Raw genomic sequence first — 14,386 nt, 5'->3', positions numbered from 1 at the left:
AAAACCGGAGGCCTGCGCATGAATGCCTCGGGTCAGAACGCCGCAGCCCCCGCCTCTTGCTTCAAGCGAACCTTGTCGACCTTGCCGATTGGCAGCATCGGTAATTCAGCCCGCACAACGATGCGCTTGGGCCGTTTATAGTTGGCCAATTGCGCCTGGCACAACTGGTTCAACTCGGCCTGCAACACATCAGGATCGCTACATCCGGGCGCAAGGACAAACGCCCAACCAACTTCTTGCCATTTGGCATCAGACACGGCCACCACGGCGGCGGTGGCAATCGACGGATGGGATTCCAGAACCATTTCGATTTCGCGCGGATAGACATTGTATCCGCCCGACTTGAACATCTCTTTCTTTCGCCCAACCAGACGGATGGTGCCCTGCGGCTCCATCACACCCACATCACCGGTGCGAAAGTATCCCTCGTCATCATAGGCTTCGCGCGTGGCATCTTCGCGGTTGTAATACCCCAACAACAAGCTCTCATGACGAAGACAAACCTCGCCTTCCTCGTCGATGGCACAGATGCTTCCGTCATCCTTGATCAGCCGGATATCCAATGGCTCCACCGGGCGGCCGACGGTCTGCGTAAGCTCGCGGTCATCTGCGTTCAGAGCCGACATGGTGATCGAACCGGGCAATTCAGACATGCCATAGGTCAATCCCAACGGACATCCCTTGGCTCGGTACCGCGCCAGAACATTGGTCGCCAGCGCCGCGCCACCCCAGCACACCAACCGCATTTGGCTGAAATCCGCCTCCTCGAAACCGGGCAGTTCCGAGATGATTTGCAAGATTGTCGGCACGCCCAAAAGACAATCAATTTCGCCCGCGACAACCGCATCAAGAATGGCCTGCGGATCAAACCGCTCCATAAACACCAATGTGCCGCCCGCCACCAAAGGACCACAGCTCAGATCACCGACACAGCCGATATGGTTGATCGGCAGGTTGCACAGGATCGAAGCCCCTATCAGCCCGAAATGCGCACTTTGCACCGGATAGCCATGACACAACCCACGATGGGCCAGCATCGCGCCCTTGGGCACACCCGTAGAGCCCGAAGTATAGACAATCAGCGCCGCATCGTCGCGCCCAACCGCATCGCGTGCGGCCTGCAACGTCACGGTCGAAACGCCATCGCCCTTACTCAGGAAAGCCTCAACGTCTTCGAAACCCGACGCTTGCCCACCGAACACCACGAGCGATGGCGAAACCTTGGCCACGCGCACCGCATCCGACAGCGTCTCGGTCAGATTCACCCCCTCAAAGCTGTGCAATGAAATCACCAGAGATGGCGTGGCATCGGCCAGCGGGCGGGCGATTTCTGCCTCGGTATATTTCGGGTTCAGCCCGACCCAGACCGCCCCGATCGACGTGGCGGCAAGGAACGAGATGAAAAATTCCGGTCGCGGGGTCGACAGCATCGCCACACGATCACCGGGGCCGATACCACAGGCCAGCATCGCGCGCGCCCAACGATCCACCGAGGCGGACAATTCGACATAGCTCTGCGTCTCGCCGTCAAAGCGATAGGCCGGAGCGTCGGGCGTCTCGCTTGCCCAATAGGTGACATAATCGGTAATCCGGTCCAGCCGGGGGATTGTGCCGGTTGCGGGGCTGGGGGCGTTACTGGTCAAGATCACCCTCCTTGAACAGGCAGAGCCATTCCGCGGTCATCGCCGGGCGCTCGGCACCTTCTTTGGTCACGGTCACATCAAGCACACCAAGCCAGCCATCGCCGCGCGGCTCCATCGTCACCACCTTGCATTCCGCCTGAACCTTGTCGCCCACCATGACGGGCGTGATCCAACGCACGCGGTTCAGCCCATAATTCAGACCCCAGGCCCGGTCGCTCTTCATCGGGAAGTCCTTGAAGTTCCAGAAAACCAGCATCGACAACAGAAGGAACCCATCAACGAGATCTGAGCCAAAGGCGTTGTTCTTGCTGAAACTCATATCGACGTTTTCGGGCTCCAGATAACAGCTCTTGGCAAACATCTGCAGATGCTCACGATCTACCGCCATCCAGTCAGAGACATAGGCGGTCTTGCCGACAAGCGTGGGAAGCTCAGCAAAGCTGATCTGAGTAGTTTGGAAGGTCATGAGATATTCCTAGCAAAGAATTGAAGTGGAGGATTGGTCAGCCGATCATCTGCGTCGGCAACCATGTGGAAAGGATCGGAAAGGCCACGAGGATGATCAGGATCACCGCCTCGGCCAGAACGAAAGGCAGAATGCCGACATAGATTTCACGTGCCGATATCTTGGTTTCCGAGGCGGCCATCACCGCAAACAGGTTTAACCCGACAGGCGGCGTGATAACGGAAATCTCGACCAGTTTGACGATGATCACCGCAAACCAGATCCCGTCCATGCCCAACTCCTTGGACAGTGGATAGAGGATCGGCAATGTCACAACGACCATCGACAGCGGGTCGATGAACATGCCCAAAACCAGATAGAGGCAGACAACAATCGCCACGAATTCCAGCACGCTCAGGTCCATCGCCGCAATCAAATCGGTCAACTCGCGAATGAACCCGCTGATCACGAAAAAGCGGCTGAGCAGAAGCCCCCCCATCACCACCAGAAACAATGTCCCGGTGATCATCATGGTTTCATGGAACGATTGCGAGAGATCACGCGCACTGATCGAGCGGCGCGCCAGCGCCAGAATGATCGCTCCCGCAGCCCCAACGGCCCCCGCAGCCGACGGCGGCATGAAGCCCAGATAGATGCCGCCAATCACCAGGGTCGCCAAAATCAGAATGGGCCAGACCGAGGTAAGAGAGCGCAGCTTTTCACCCAGTGAATAATCCCGCAACGTTTTCGGGGCATAATCGGGCCTCACCCGCATCATGATCATGATCACGATGATATAGACAACCGCAGTGATGATCCCCGGCACGATCCCCGCCATCAGCAACCGGCCAATGGATTCGCCGGTCAGGATGCCATAGACCACAAAACTCAGCGACGGCGGGATCAGCCCCGCCAGCGTTCCTGCGGCTGCGATTGAGGCCGCACTGAACCCCTTGTGACAGCCGTGGCGCAGCATCTCGGGCAACGCGACCTTGCCGAACACCGACGAGTTCACAACCGTCGAGCCGGAAATCGCCGAGAAGCCTGCCGAAGCGAACACCGTCGCCCCATAAAGCCCGCCGCGCATCCCGCCCATCCATTTGGCGGCAGAGGTATAAAGTTCCTGAATAATGTTGGCCTTGGCCGACACCACGCCCATCAGAACGAACATCGGCACCACGACAAACGTGTATTGCGAGGCGAAATCATAGGGCAGCGATTTCAGCGTCGACCACATGAACCGCTCGCCGATGGTGGCCAACATGCCACCGCAAGCGGTCAGGATCATCGAAATGCCAATCGGAACACCCACCAGCGATAACACCAATGTGGCGGCAATCGCCATCATGCCAAGCTCAACCGGGCTCATGATTGTGTTCCATTCTCAATAGAAGGCGCAAACAGCCGGATCCAGGCAATCACCGCCTGCACAACCGCCACCGCCATTGCCGCCAACGCACCGATACTGACCAACCCCTTGACCGGCCAGATCGGGAAGCTGAGCGCGCCCGGCGCTTGCTCGTTGATTGCAAAGCTCGCCGTGAATTGCGGCCACGTCTGAACCGCGATCAGCCCAAGCGCCAGCGCCGTAGCGCTAAGCGCAAAAGCCTTTGAAAGCTGTGCTGCGCGTCCCCTCAACCGCTCGGTAAAGAGATCGACAACGATATGCGTCTGGTTGATCTGCGTATGTAACAAGCCCAGAAAGATCACCGCCGCAAGCGCCTGTTCAGACATCTCGAAGGTGCCTTGCAACGGCTTGTCAAACATCGCCGTACCCACAACATCAACAGCCCCGGCAGCAGCCATAAAGGCCAATGCCACCCAGCCTGTAGCGGCACTAAGCCACCACAGACCGGTACCCAGCCGCGCAAGCGCCGCGCTCATCAGATCACATCCCGACTGGGCGCGCTCATCTTACTCACCCGCCAATTCTTTGACGCGCCGCTTGATGAAATCAGCATGCTCACGCCCGGCCTCAGGCTTGCCCGCCTCAGCCACACGCTCGACCCAAAGCTCCAGAAAGTCCGGCGCTTCTGCTTCCATCTTTGCCTGATCCTTGAAGGCGATCATCTGAACACCGTTATCAAGAAGCACCTGCAAACCAGAGGCCTCTTCTGCCTCGATCTCTGCATTCGCCTTTGTTTCAGCTTCGGCAACGACCTCGTTGAACAACGTCTGGAACTCTTCCGACCAGCTCTCCCAGGTGTCCTTGTTCAGGTAGGTCAGAAAAAGCGGCGTTGCGCCAAATTCCGCATCCGAAGTGTATTTTGCCACCTCAAAGAGCTTGAACAACGACGCTGTCTGATAGTTCAGGTAAACACAATCGACTGTCCCGCGTTGCAGGCCATCATAGGTTTCACCCAACTCCATGTTGACAGGAACGGCCCCGAACGCCTGAAACAACATCGGGTGGAACGTGCCATAGGTGCGCACTTTGAGTCCTTCGAAATCCGCCAGCGTCTCGACAGGTTTGGTGCAGACCAGGCGATACTGCGGCAATCCGCGATACAAGAACGGACGCAGGTTGGCCGCATCCATCTCGGCTTTGATTTCTCCGATTTGCTCATAGCTCTCCCGCGTCAACTGGGCGGTGTCGGCCGCAGTCTCGAACAGCATTGGCATCGAACCATTCAGGCTGCTCACCGGAAACTGGCTAAAGAAATAGCTGACCGGGAAATTGCCGATATCAACCGCGCCAGAGCCCACCAGCTCGATCATTTCGCCGGGACCACCCAGAGCGCCACCATGGAAAATCTCGATCTTGACGGCGCCATCTGTACGCTTTGCGATCTCGTCCACGACGAACTGGTCAATCACCGATGTCGTGAATCCCGCAGGCATGAAATTGGCATAGCGAATCGTTTCAGTCGGCAAATCCTGCGCCGCGGCAGCGCCTGCGGCCATAAGCCAAAGGCTTGATGCAAAAGCAATTTTCTTCATCTTGTGTGTTCTCCCTGAACGCGGGAACCCCTTCCCCGCCTCTCAAACCGTAATATATCTTTCTTCAAAATGTAAGCAATTGTTTACATTTTGAATCGCCCTACCTAAACTCACTGAAAATCGAGGGCACATACCCGCAACCTCTGGTAAGCATTCAGGCGTGGTGACAAAAAAGGATGACGATTTGACCCAACGCCCGGAAAATCCAGATACCGCACCTCCTGCGAAACCAAACAAGCGGGCCAACCCTTTGGATGCGCCTAAACGGCGCCTGCCAAAGCAGAAACGCTCTCGCGAAACGGTCGATACGATACTACAGGCCGCAATTCGTGTGATGGAGCGCGGTGGCTTTGAAGCGTTCAACGTGCGCGCCATCGCCGAAGAGGCCGACGTCAATGTCGCCACGCTCTACAGCTACTTTGCCAACAAGCACAAGTTGCTCGAAACGCTGACCCAGAACCAGATGAACGAACGCATAGCCATGCTGCAAATTGCGTTTTCCAAGGCAGCACAAGCACCCGATTGGATCACGACAGTTTGCGACGCGATCATCCATTTGGCCAAGCTGCGCGCAGATCAATCCGGCTCAATCGCACTACGCCAGGCCCTGCACGCTTCGCCCCAGCTTTGGGAGCTTGACCAGGAAGGCAACCGCACCGCCGCACGTATGGTCGCCGACTTACTGGAAGCGCGTGCTGATCCTTGCCCGGCCAATCCCGAATTACGCGGTCGCATCATTGCCGAATACATCACCGCCATACTCGACATGAAGGCGCAATACCCGACCGAGACCCATCCAGAAGTCGATCAAGAAATGATCGCCCTGCTACGGATGCATCTGTTGATGCCATGACACCCACAAGACAAGGAAACGACCCTAATGCGCGTTGTCTATTCAGATAAACAAAGCACTCATAGCCCCCAGGAAATCGCCATCCGCGGGTTACTGATTGGTAATCTTGAATTGCCCGCGCGAGCCGAAAATCTACGCGCCGCGGCGCAAGAGGCCGGTCACGAGATTATCACACCGCGCGATTTTGGCAGCGCCCCGATCCTCGCGGTCCATGACGACGGTTATGTCGAATTCCTGAAAACAGCCTATCAAAGATGGACTGACGAGCTCGCCCTGCGCGGCCCCTATGTCGCGTCACACGGCACCGGCATTCGCGCCACCGGTCGCGCGCCAGCCTCCATTCAGGGTCAGGTGGGCTATTATCTTTCGGGCGGCTCGGTTCCAATGGATGCCGGCACATGGGACGCCGCATATGATGCCGCACAATGCGCGCTTGAGGCCACCCAACAGGTTCTCGACGGCGCACCGGAAGCCTATGCAATTTGCCGCCCCCCCGGCCATCATGCCGACACCGATCTTGCCGGCGGGTTTTGCTATCTCAACAATGTGGCCATCGCCGCCGAGCATGTGGTCCAAGCGCAAGGCCGCACCGCGATCCTGGATATCGATGTCCACCATGGCAACGGCACCCAGGAGATATTTTACGAGCGTGGCGACGTTCAATTCGTCTCGCTACATGCCGATCCCAACGAAACCTACCCCTTCTTTGTAGGCTACGCTGACGAGACCGGTCGCGGCGCTGGAGAAGGCGCCAACCTGAACCTGCCGCTGCCCAAACTGGCCGGAGACGAACTCTTCCTGGAAGCACTCGATCGAGGGCTGGCCGCCATCGAGGGCTTCGCGCCCCCGCTGCTCCTGGTGTCGCTCGGTTTTGACGCCTACGAGGGCGACCCCCAACAAGAAGGCGCAATCACTCTCAGAGGATTTACCGAAGCTGGCCGACGCATTGCCGAACTGGGCCTGCCAACCGTTCTGGTGCAGGAGGGCGGATATGCAATTGATGACCTCGGCAAAACACTCGCTGCGTTTCTGAGAGGTTTCAGCCAGGGTCGCGGGCGCCCGCTCTGATCGCGCACTTCGGGGGCGGCGGCTCGGGCCGGTCGGTTAAAAACACCAGCCAGAATGCCGCCACCTTACCGTGACACATGACACCGGGTTCTTTGCAGAAAAATCACCCGCCGCGCGGCGCATTAACTTAACAAACGGTTAATCCGCGCGCGGTCGGACGGCAGCCGAGCAGCAGCCATATGGCAGCCGGGAGTCACCCCCCTCTTTTTGGGTGAATTCCCGCCGTTAACCTGCCCGGACGCTGCCTCAGAGCAGTCCCGCATCCCGAAACAATGTCATCACGTCTTGCTCGGGTCGCGCGCCATAGTGGCCGATCACTTCCGCTGCCGCGACACACCCCATTTTCCCCGAAACTTCAAGGGGTTGGCCCGTCGCATAGCCATAGAGGAACCCTGCGGCAAACTGGTCTCCGGCCCCTGTGGCATCCACCGGCACGATTTCGGTCACCGGCACCACAACTTGTTCGTCTCCGCGCACCAGAACCACGTCATGCCCCGAGCGCGTACACACCACCATCCCCGCATCATTCGCCGCCATTTCCAGCGCCGAACTCAGGTCCGTCTGATAGAGCGATTCCCACTCGTGGCTATTGCCAATGACATAGTCCAACTCCTTGACAAGCCTGCGGAAATCATCGCGATGCCGGTCCACGCAAAACGGATCAGACAGGGCGATTCCGGCCCGTCCACCGCCCGCCCGACAGGCCCGCGCCGCAGCCGCAAACGCCTCTTTTCCCTTGTCCTTGTCGAACAGATATCCTTCCAGAAACAGGATATCCGCCTGCCCCGCCACCACGTCATCCACATCTTCTGGCCCCAACTCGGCCGAGATGCCCAGATAGGTATTCATCGAGCGCTCACCATCCGGGCTGACAAAGATCATCGAGCGCGACGTCGGCAGCTCGCCCCCCGCCACCGGATCATTGACAAAAGCCGTCCCGTCCTCGGCCATTCCATCCGCGTAAAACCGACCCAACTCATCATCCTGCACCCGCCCGATAAAGGCTGTGGACAACCCGAGAGAGCCAACGCCAGCAATCGAATTCGCCACCGAGCCACCCGGCGCTTGGGTGCGATTCACCATGTTGTCATAGAGGAATTCACCGCGCTCGCGCTCGATCAGTTGCATCACGCCCTTGTCGATTCCCATGCGGGTCAGAAAGGCCTCGTCACAGGTTGAAATCACATCGACAACGGCGTTGCCAATACCAACCACTTGGTACTTGCTCATAGGTTCTTGTCCTCAAATTCACAGAGATCGCGGATCAGGCAGGCCGCGCATTTGGGTTTTCGCGCCACGCAGGTATAGCGCCCATGCAGGATCAGCCAGTGATGCGCATGGCGTTGAAAATCAACCGGAATATTATCCTCGATCGCCCGCTCCACGGCCACCACATCCTTGCCCGGACAAATGCCCGAACGGTTGCCGACACGGAAAATATGCGTATCCACCGCCTGCGCCGGATAGCCCCACCACATGTTCAAAACCACATTCGCCGTCTTGCGCCCAACGCCGGGAAGCCCCTGTAAGGCTGCGCGCGAATTGGGCACCTCGCCACCATATTCATCGACCAGAATCCGCGCCATCTTGATCACGTTCTTGGCCTTGTTGCGGAAAAGCCCGATGGTCTTGATATGCGCGATGACACCGTCCTCACCCAAGTCGAGCATCTTCTGCGGCGTATCCGCTATCTTGAAGAGTTCTCGCGTCGCCCTGTTCACGCCCACATCCGTCGCCTGCGCACTCAGCGCAACAGCCACGACAAGCGTGTAGGCGTTGACATGCTCAAGCTCACCCTTGGGCTCGGGTTCGGCAGTTTGAAACCGGGTAAAGATCTCGCGGATCGTGTGATAATCAAGCTGTTTGGCCATACCCCTCCTATGCCGCACCGCTTCCGCGCTGGCAACTGCCCGCTAATCGCCTATTTCGCACTTTGCGCAATAACCGGGTCGCGCTGTTAAGGCGTCCTTCATATTCTGGATATAACTTCACAAAGGACACGCGAAATGAACGCCGAGCCGCAACAAAGTTATCATTTCCAAGTCATGCGCCGCGCGCTTGACCTAATCGACGCCTCCGAGGCGCCGCTATCTCTGGAAGCGCTCGCCTCCGCGATGGATATGAGCCCTGCGCATTTTCAGCGCAGTTTTTCGCAGTGGGTGGGTGTTAGCCCCAAACGCTATCAACAATATCTGCAACTGGGCCAGGCCAAGAAAATGCTGGCCGAGAACATGACAACGCTTCAGGTCTCGCATTCCCTAGGCCTTTCCGGGTCGGGCCGCCTGCACGATCTGTTCGTGCGTTGGGAGGCGATGAGTCCCGGCGAATTTGCCCGCAAAGGCGCAGGGCAAACGATCTCCTGGGGCTGGTTTGACAGTCCGTTCGGCGAGGCCTTGGTGATGGGTACGGCCAAAGGTATCTGCGGTCTGGCCTTCGCCTCGGAAACCGGAAAAGAGGCCGCAATGGACGACATGGTATCACGCTGGCCCATGGCGGCATTCATCGAGGATTCTTCCACGCTCAAACCGTTGGTCGATGCCGCGTTTTCGCAAAAAGGTGAAACCGCGCTGCATATGATCGGCGCGCCGTTTCAGATCAAAGTATGGGAAGCATTGCTGCAAATCCCCTCTGGCCACGTCACCACCTACTCTGAAATCGCAGCGGCCATCGGCCGCCCCAAAGCCGTGCGCGCCGTAGGAACTGCGGTGGGGCGCAACCCGGTCAGCTGGCTGATCCCCTGCCATCGCGCACTTCGAAAATCCGGCGCACTCGGCGGATATCACTGGGGCTTACCGGTAAAACGCGCACTTCTGGCATGGGAAAGCGCGCGCGCCGAGGCATAATTTTCATTGAATATGCGCGATTTGCCGCCGGTTTCCCCCATTTCTTTACTTGGGGCATCCCTATGACTGGCCTATATTGCGGCCATAGCCGCGCAAAGCGGTACCACCCAAAGGCAGAGCGAGTAATACAATGACGATGACCACGAAATTCACCTTGGCACTGGCTGCAGGGTCTCTGGCTCTGACCACTGCCTGCACCGACCCAGGTATGATCGGCAACGGCGAAAGCAATAAAACCCGAGACGGCGCGCTGCTGGGTGCAGGTCTTGGTGCCGCCCTTGGCGCAATCACCGCCGGAAGCGGCAACCGCGGCAAAGGCGCTGCCATCGGCGCAGTCGTCGGTGCGGCGGGCGGCGTCGTCGCGGGTTCGATCCTTGATCGGCAAGAGCGTGACCTGCGCCAAACAGTCGGCAACGACGTGCAGATCAACAACACCGGTGACCGCCTGATCGTGACCTTGCCACAGGACATCCTTTTCGCCACCGACAGCGACACGTTACGTCCCGATCTGGTAAGCGACATTCGCGCCGTTGCGGGCAACCTCAACAGCTATCCCAACAGCACGGTGCAGGTGTTGGGCCATACCGACAGTACCGGTGATGCAACTTACAACCAGAACCTGTCGAACCGCCGGGCCGAGTCCGTGGCACTGGTGCTCGTCAATCAGGGTGTTTCTGCCGGGCGGGTTCTGTCTGTGGGTCGTGGCGAAAGCCAGCCGATAGCCTCAAACCTCACACCGGAAGGCCGCCAGCAAAACCGCAGGGTCGAGATCGTTATCCTGCCAAACGCCTGATTTTCAAAGTCTTCTGGCTCCAATTGACATGAATGCCCCGGACGATGTGCCGGGGCGTTCGTACATCCGCACAAAATCAAGCGGCACTTAGGCTTGTCTTGTCATGGACAACCGTCTCGCCTGCATATCAGAAACTACCAGAACTCTTGATGCACTGGCTCAAAGAACCTGAATCACGTCCTTGTCGATCGACAGGATATATCCACGTCGCGCAATATTCTTGACCAGAAGCTCGCTAACCAATTGATTGCCCAGCGTATCGCGCAAGCGTTTCACCCGCGTCGCCCCCGCCGCTTCCTCACAATCAGCGGCGGAGCGGCCAGAGATTACTGCTTCGATCTCGGCACCCGACAGCACATCGTCATCCATCCGCGCCTCTGCCAGAACACTGAGCGTTTCCATCGCGGCCCCGGTCAGCTTGAACCCGAGATTATTGAGATAAACTGTGTTTTCCTCTCGGCTGATCAACAGCGAATTCACCTGAATACCAGCTCGCTCAATCTGGGCCATCCGTCGATTCATCACGGCCAGCATTACCAGAAACACTAGCGCAGCGATCAACATCGCGGTCGCGAAAATCAGCAGCACGAAAATCACCACGCGATAGCTGGCAAGAGTATCGCCAAAGGCGGTGCCCGATTGCGCGAGGATCTCCAACAGCTTGATTTCCGCACCACTGGTCAGATCATCATTTTCGATAAAAAGCTGCTCAACCCGGGCGTTGAACGCATTCGCGTCCGGCAAGGTGAAAAACAACACCACCGCCGCAACAAGAAGCAGCGCCAAAATGGCGCCGATGCCGATGACAACGATGCGTCCCGGACGACGCTCAGAAACGGAGGAAGAACTGTCCTGCACTATCTTTCCTTTGGCCCAGCCCACCATCATCAAACACCGACAGCACGTTGAGCAATATCCAACCATTCGAATTCAGCCGCTGGCTCACTTCGGCACGCGCGGCTTGCTTCGAACATTCACCACGCAGTTGCATCACTCCGTAATGCAGCTTGAGCGGGTTGTCGCGCTTGGCCTTGTAATCGGCATAGCAGGCCGCCTCAGCGGCGGTGCTGGCAATCCCAAGAACGAGGGCTGCGACAAGTGAGAGAACTATCTGTTTCATAGCATGCACGATGGGCAACATTTCACAGATATTCAATATCCATCGGGCCTTAGACCTCATGATATCCGATAACCGGGGCGTGTTATTGCGCGACTTTGGCCAGTGGACCCATGTTGATGGCACACCACAGCGCGGTATTCCCGCTGCTGCCACAACAGATCGAACGACCCCACAGGAAAGGCCCACCCCATGTCACGCAAATTCATTGCCGCCATCGTCGCCCTGTCAGTCACCGTCGCAGGCGTTACCGCATCACAGGCTGAGGCCAGTGACAAGCGCACTCGCAACCTCATCGTGGGGGCCGCAACCCTCGCCATCATCGGCGCTGCCATTTCCAATCAGAACCGTGATGAGCGCAACTCACATGTGGGACGGGCGGACACACGTTACCAATACCACAAACACCACGGCGTTAAACCACGCGCTCAAAGGCACTCACATCAGCGCGTCCAACCACGCCCCTTGCCACGGCGCGCACAGGCCAACCATCTGCCCAACCGCTGCCTGCGCTCCTATCCCACAAGGGGCGGTGGATACGTCCAAAAATATGATGCTCGCTGCGTCCAGAACCATCGCAATAGCGCCAACAACCGCCACTACAACCGGCGCTAAAGTGTTGAGGTGAGAAGCGGTCATCGTCGGACCCAGTCGTCCAATCCGGCGTCCCAGACCGCGACGAGCAGGAGCGCCCCCGCCAGCCCCGGCGGGGGCGCTCTCTTTTTCGTCTTGTCTCCCATTGGAGTATGGGGGCAATAACGCGTATGAGCACACCAGATTTTTCCTTCGAACAGGCCGCTATCAACCGGGGGTTGGCGCGGATCGCAGGGGTCGATGAAGTCGGGCGCGGCCCCCTCGCCGGTCCCGTCACCGCAGCAGCCGTGATCCTCGATCCGACACGCATTCCAGACGGCCTGAATGATTCCAAGAAACTGACCGCCAAACGCCGCGAGGCACTCTATGATCAGATCATGGAGGTCGCACGGGTTTCTATCGCCGAGGCGAGCGTCGAAGAGATTGACCGCCTCAATATCCTGCGCGCTTCGCATCTCGCGATGGAACGGGCCGTGGCAGGATTATCTGTTTCCCCTGACCACGTTTTGATCGACGGCAACATGATCCCCGCCGGGCTTACGCTTTCGTGCGAAGCAATTGTAAAGGGCGATGCCCGCTCTCTGTCGATATCGGCGGCCTCAATCATGGCGAAAATATGGCGGGATCGCGGGATGTGGGATTTAGCGCAACAGTTTCCCGGCTATGGCTGGGAGACGAATGCCGGATACCCGTCCAAAAGCCACAAACTGGCGCTTCAAAGTCTTGGGGTCACCCCACATCATAGACGATCCTTCAAACCGGTCCACAATATCTTGTATCAACAAAAAAACTAACCCACTGATTCGAAAAAGAATTTGACCGCGAATCGTCAATGTCTCATCCTAGCTTCAACCAATGAGCGCAAATAACCGCGCCTGGACAGAGGCAGAAAATGACAACGATAAAGACAAAAACGGGCGCTGCGGCGCTCCCTCTCAATACGATTCTCGAAGGCGATTGCATTGAGGCGATGAATGCATTGCCAGCAGATTCCATCGATCTGATTTTTGCCGATCCCCCCTATAATCTTCAGCTCAAGGGCGACCTGCATCGCCCCGACAACTCCAAGGTCGATGCGGTCGACGATCACTGGGATCAGTTCGACAGCTTCAAGATCTATGACAAATTCACCCGTGCCTGGCTCAAGGCCGCCAAACGTGTGTTGAAGCCCAACGGCGCACTCTGGGTTATCGGATCCTATCACAATGTGTTTCGCATGGGCGCCGAATTGCAGAACCAGGGCTATTGGATCCTCAATGACGTGATCTGGCGCAAATCGAACCCGATGCCGAATTTCCGTGGCAAGCGTTTTACAAATGCCCACGAGACCCTGATCTGGGCATCAAAATCCGAAGGTGCAAAATATACTTTCAACTATGAGGCTCTCAAGGAGCTCAACGAAGGTATTCAGATGCGTTCGGATTGGGTGATCCCGATCTGCAATGGTGGTGAACGTCTCAAGGATGAAAACGGCGACAAGGCACATCCGACGCAAAAACCCGAAGCGTTGCTGCACCGCCTTCTGGTGGGTACCACAAACCCCGGTGATGTGGTCCTCGATCCATTCTTTGGCACAGGTACTACCGGTGCAGTGGCCAAGATGTTGGGCCGCGATTTCATCGGGATCGAACGGGAAGAAGCCTATCGCAAGGTCGCCTTGAAACGGCTATCCAAGATCCGCAAGTTCGACAAGGCGGCGCTTGAAGTCACGACGTCCAAGCGATCGGAGCCGCGCGTGCCTTTCGGGCAGCTGGTCGAACGCGGCATGCTGCGCCCCGGCGAAGATCTGTATTCTCTGAACGGCCGCCACAAGGCCAAGGTGCGCGCCGATGGAACTCTGATCGGGGATGATATCAAGGGTTCGATTCATCAGGTTGGTGCCCATCTCGAAGGTGCGCCCTCGTGCAATGGCTGGACTTATTGGTGCATCAAACGCGACGGCAAGACTGTTCCGATTGACCTGTTTCGGCAACAAATTCGCTCTGAAATGCGAAACTGAATCCCAAGAACACCGCCGGTGCCTGTGGCCTGACCCTAGGCACTTCAACTGCCCTGCATCCATTCGGATGCAGGGCATTTTTTATTTCGCC

At 57.6% G+C, this 14,386-nt stretch carries 16 protein-coding genes; 7 read left to right on the top strand and 9 right to left on the bottom strand.

The genetic code is table 11. The features are described 5' to 3' along the window. Nucleotides 1-32: 32 nt before the first annotated feature. From LZG00_01365 to LZG00_01345, 5 genes are read right to left on the bottom strand one after another with little or no spacing between them, the layout of a single operon-like run. Nucleotides 33-1,643, bottom strand: a complete 1,611-nt coding sequence (locus tag LZG00_01365; protein ID MCF3592645.1) for an acyl--CoA ligase — start codon at nucleotides 1,641-1,643, stop codon at nucleotides 33-35. After that, on the bottom strand, nucleotides 1,633-2,109 hold the full coding sequence (locus LZG00_01360; GenBank protein MCF3592644.1) for a hypothetical protein: 477 nt from the start codon (nucleotides 2,107-2,109) through the stop codon (nucleotides 1,633-1,635). The genes LZG00_01365 and LZG00_01360 overlap by 11 nt, the downstream gene beginning before the upstream one ends. Before the next feature lie 37 nt (nucleotides 2,110-2,146). Next, nucleotides 2,147-3,457, bottom strand: coding sequence for a TRAP transporter large permease (locus LZG00_01355; GenBank protein MCF3592643.1), 1,311 nt, complete (start codon nucleotides 3,455-3,457; stop codon nucleotides 2,147-2,149). Continuing rightward, entirely contained in the window at nucleotides 3,454-3,972 is a 519-nt protein-coding gene (locus LZG00_01350) for a TRAP transporter small permease (protein ID MCF3592642.1), read from the bottom strand. Before LZG00_01350 ends, LZG00_01355 begins: the two co-directional genes overlap by 4 nt. 30 nt (nucleotides 3,973-4,002) lie before the next feature. Beyond that, the gene (locus tag LZG00_01345) at nucleotides 4,003-5,028 is read right to left on the bottom strand and encodes a C4-dicarboxylate TRAP transporter substrate-binding protein (GenBank protein MCF3592641.1); all 1,026 of its coding nucleotides are present in this window, start codon (nucleotides 5,026-5,028) and stop codon (nucleotides 4,003-4,005) included. A 184-nt stretch (nucleotides 5,029-5,212) separates the two neighbouring features. On the opposite strand from LZG00_01345, the gene LZG00_01340 reads away from it, so the two are divergent. Both LZG00_01340 and LZG00_01335 read left to right on the top strand, forming a co-directional pair. Further along, on the top strand, nucleotides 5,213-5,881 hold the full coding sequence (locus LZG00_01340; GenBank protein ID MCF3592640.1) for a TetR/AcrR family transcriptional regulator: 669 nt from the start codon (nucleotides 5,213-5,215) through the stop codon (nucleotides 5,879-5,881). A 27-nt stretch (nucleotides 5,882-5,908) separates the two neighbouring features. Continuing rightward, nucleotides 5,909-6,949, top strand: coding sequence for a histone deacetylase family protein (locus tag LZG00_01335; GenBank protein MCF3592639.1), 1,041 nt, complete (start codon nucleotides 5,909-5,911; stop codon nucleotides 6,947-6,949). A 246-nt stretch (nucleotides 6,950-7,195) separates the two neighbouring features. Here LZG00_01335 and LZG00_01330 read toward each other — a convergent pair whose 3' ends face one another. After that, nucleotides 7,196-8,179 (bottom strand): adenosine kinase, encoded by a 984-nt coding sequence (locus LZG00_01330; protein ID MCF3592638.1) that lies wholly within the window; start codon nucleotides 8,177-8,179, stop codon nucleotides 7,196-7,198. Then, on the bottom strand, nucleotides 8,176-8,820 hold the full coding sequence (nth, locus tag LZG00_01325) for an endonuclease III (protein ID MCF3592637.1): 645 nt from the start codon (nucleotides 8,818-8,820) through the stop codon (nucleotides 8,176-8,178). Before nth ends, LZG00_01330 begins: the two co-directional genes overlap by 4 nt. Before the next feature lie 135 nt (nucleotides 8,821-8,955). On the opposite strand from nth, the gene LZG00_01320 reads away from it, so the two are divergent. Beyond that, nucleotides 8,956-9,792 carry a bifunctional helix-turn-helix domain-containing protein/methylated-DNA--[protein]-cysteine S-methyltransferase gene (locus LZG00_01320; protein MCF3592636.1) on the top strand — a complete coding sequence of 279 codons (837 nt, stop codon included), beginning with the start codon at nucleotides 8,956-8,958 and terminating at the stop codon, nucleotides 9,790-9,792. Nucleotides 9,793-9,922: 130 nt separating this feature from the next. Then, nucleotides 9,923-10,585: an OmpA family protein gene (locus tag LZG00_01315; GenBank protein MCF3592635.1), complete on the top strand. Its 663-nt coding sequence runs from the start codon at nucleotides 9,923-9,925 to the stop codon at nucleotides 10,583-10,585. Nucleotides 10,586-10,744: 159 nt separating this feature from the next. Here the strand turns inward: LZG00_01315 and LZG00_01310 are convergent, their stop codons facing one another. Next, nucleotides 10,745-11,443, bottom strand: coding sequence for a hypothetical protein (locus tag LZG00_01310; protein ID MCF3592634.1), 699 nt, complete (start codon nucleotides 11,441-11,443; stop codon nucleotides 10,745-10,747). After that, nucleotides 11,415-11,705: a hypothetical protein gene (locus LZG00_01305; protein ID MCF3592633.1), complete on the bottom strand. Its 291-nt coding sequence runs from the start codon at nucleotides 11,703-11,705 to the stop codon at nucleotides 11,415-11,417. Before LZG00_01305 ends, LZG00_01310 begins: the two co-directional genes overlap by 29 nt. A 189-nt stretch (nucleotides 11,706-11,894) precedes the next feature. Between LZG00_01305 and LZG00_01300 the strand changes: the two genes are divergently transcribed. The 3 genes from LZG00_01300 (at nucleotide 11,895) to LZG00_01290 (ending at nucleotide 14,295) form a co-directional block, all read left to right on the top strand. Next, a complete protein-coding gene (locus LZG00_01300; protein ID MCF3592632.1) occupies nucleotides 11,895-12,317 on the top strand; it encodes a hypothetical protein in 423 nt (140 codons plus the stop codon). Nucleotides 12,318-12,466: 149 nt separating this feature from the next. After that, nucleotides 12,467-13,090 (top strand): ribonuclease HII, encoded by a 624-nt coding sequence (gene rnhB, locus LZG00_01295; GenBank protein MCF3592631.1) that lies wholly within the window; start codon nucleotides 12,467-12,469, stop codon nucleotides 13,088-13,090. Between the two features lie 98 nt (nucleotides 13,091-13,188). After that, entirely contained in the window at nucleotides 13,189-14,295 is a 1,107-nt protein-coding gene (locus LZG00_01290) for a site-specific DNA-methyltransferase (GenBank protein ID MCF3592630.1), read from the top strand. Nucleotides 14,296-14,386: the final 91 nt, after the last annotated feature.

The organism is Rhodobacteraceae bacterium LMO-JJ12, from assembly GCA_021555075.1.
Classification (GTDB): domain Bacteria; phylum Pseudomonadota; class Alphaproteobacteria; order Rhodobacterales; family Rhodobacteraceae; genus JAKGBX01.
The sequence above is the reverse complement of the archived record's forward strand: the minus strand, read 5'-3'. Positions and strand labels throughout refer to the sequence as shown.

Bases quoted from the DNA above. Each gene is read 5' to 3' on its own strand.
- LZG00_01335 (MCF3592639.1), top strand. From the start codon at position 5,909: ATGCGCGTTGTCTATTCAGATAAACAAAGCACTCATAGCCCCCAGGAA.
- LZG00_01350 (MCF3592642.1), bottom strand. From the start codon at position 3,972: ATGAGCGCGGCGCTTGCGCGGCTGGGTACCGGTCTGTGGTGGCTTAGT.
- LZG00_01320 (MCF3592636.1), top strand. From the start codon at position 8,956: ATGAACGCCGAGCCGCAACAAAGTTATCATTTCCAAGTCATGCGCCGC.
- LZG00_01315 (MCF3592635.1), top strand. From the start codon at position 9,923: ATGACGATGACCACGAAATTCACCTTGGCACTGGCTGCAGGGTCTCTG.
- nth (MCF3592637.1), bottom strand. From the start codon at position 8,820: ATGGCCAAACAGCTTGATTATCACACGATCCGCGAGATCTTTACCCGG.
- rnhB (MCF3592631.1), top strand. From the start codon at position 12,467: ATGAGCACACCAGATTTTTCCTTCGAACAGGCCGCTATCAACCGGGGG.
- LZG00_01300 (MCF3592632.1), top strand. From the start codon at position 11,895: ATGTCACGCAAATTCATTGCCGCCATCGTCGCCCTGTCAGTCACCGTC.
- LZG00_01290 (MCF3592630.1), top strand. From the start codon at position 13,189: ATGACAACGATAAAGACAAAAACGGGCGCTGCGGCGCTCCCTCTCAAT.
- LZG00_01330 (MCF3592638.1), bottom strand. From the start codon at position 8,179: ATGAGCAAGTACCAAGTGGTTGGTATTGGCAACGCCGTTGTCGATGTG.
- LZG00_01360 (MCF3592644.1), bottom strand. From the start codon at position 2,109: ATGACCTTCCAAACTACTCAGATCAGCTTTGCTGAGCTTCCCACGCTT.
- LZG00_01355 (MCF3592643.1), bottom strand. From the start codon at position 3,457: ATGAGCCCGGTTGAGCTTGGCATGATGGCGATTGCCGCCACATTGGTG.
- LZG00_01305 (MCF3592633.1), bottom strand. From the start codon at position 11,705: ATGAAACAGATAGTTCTCTCACTTGTCGCAGCCCTCGTTCTTGGGATT.
- LZG00_01345 (MCF3592641.1), bottom strand. From the start codon at position 5,028: ATGAAGAAAATTGCTTTTGCATCAAGCCTTTGGCTTATGGCCGCAGGC.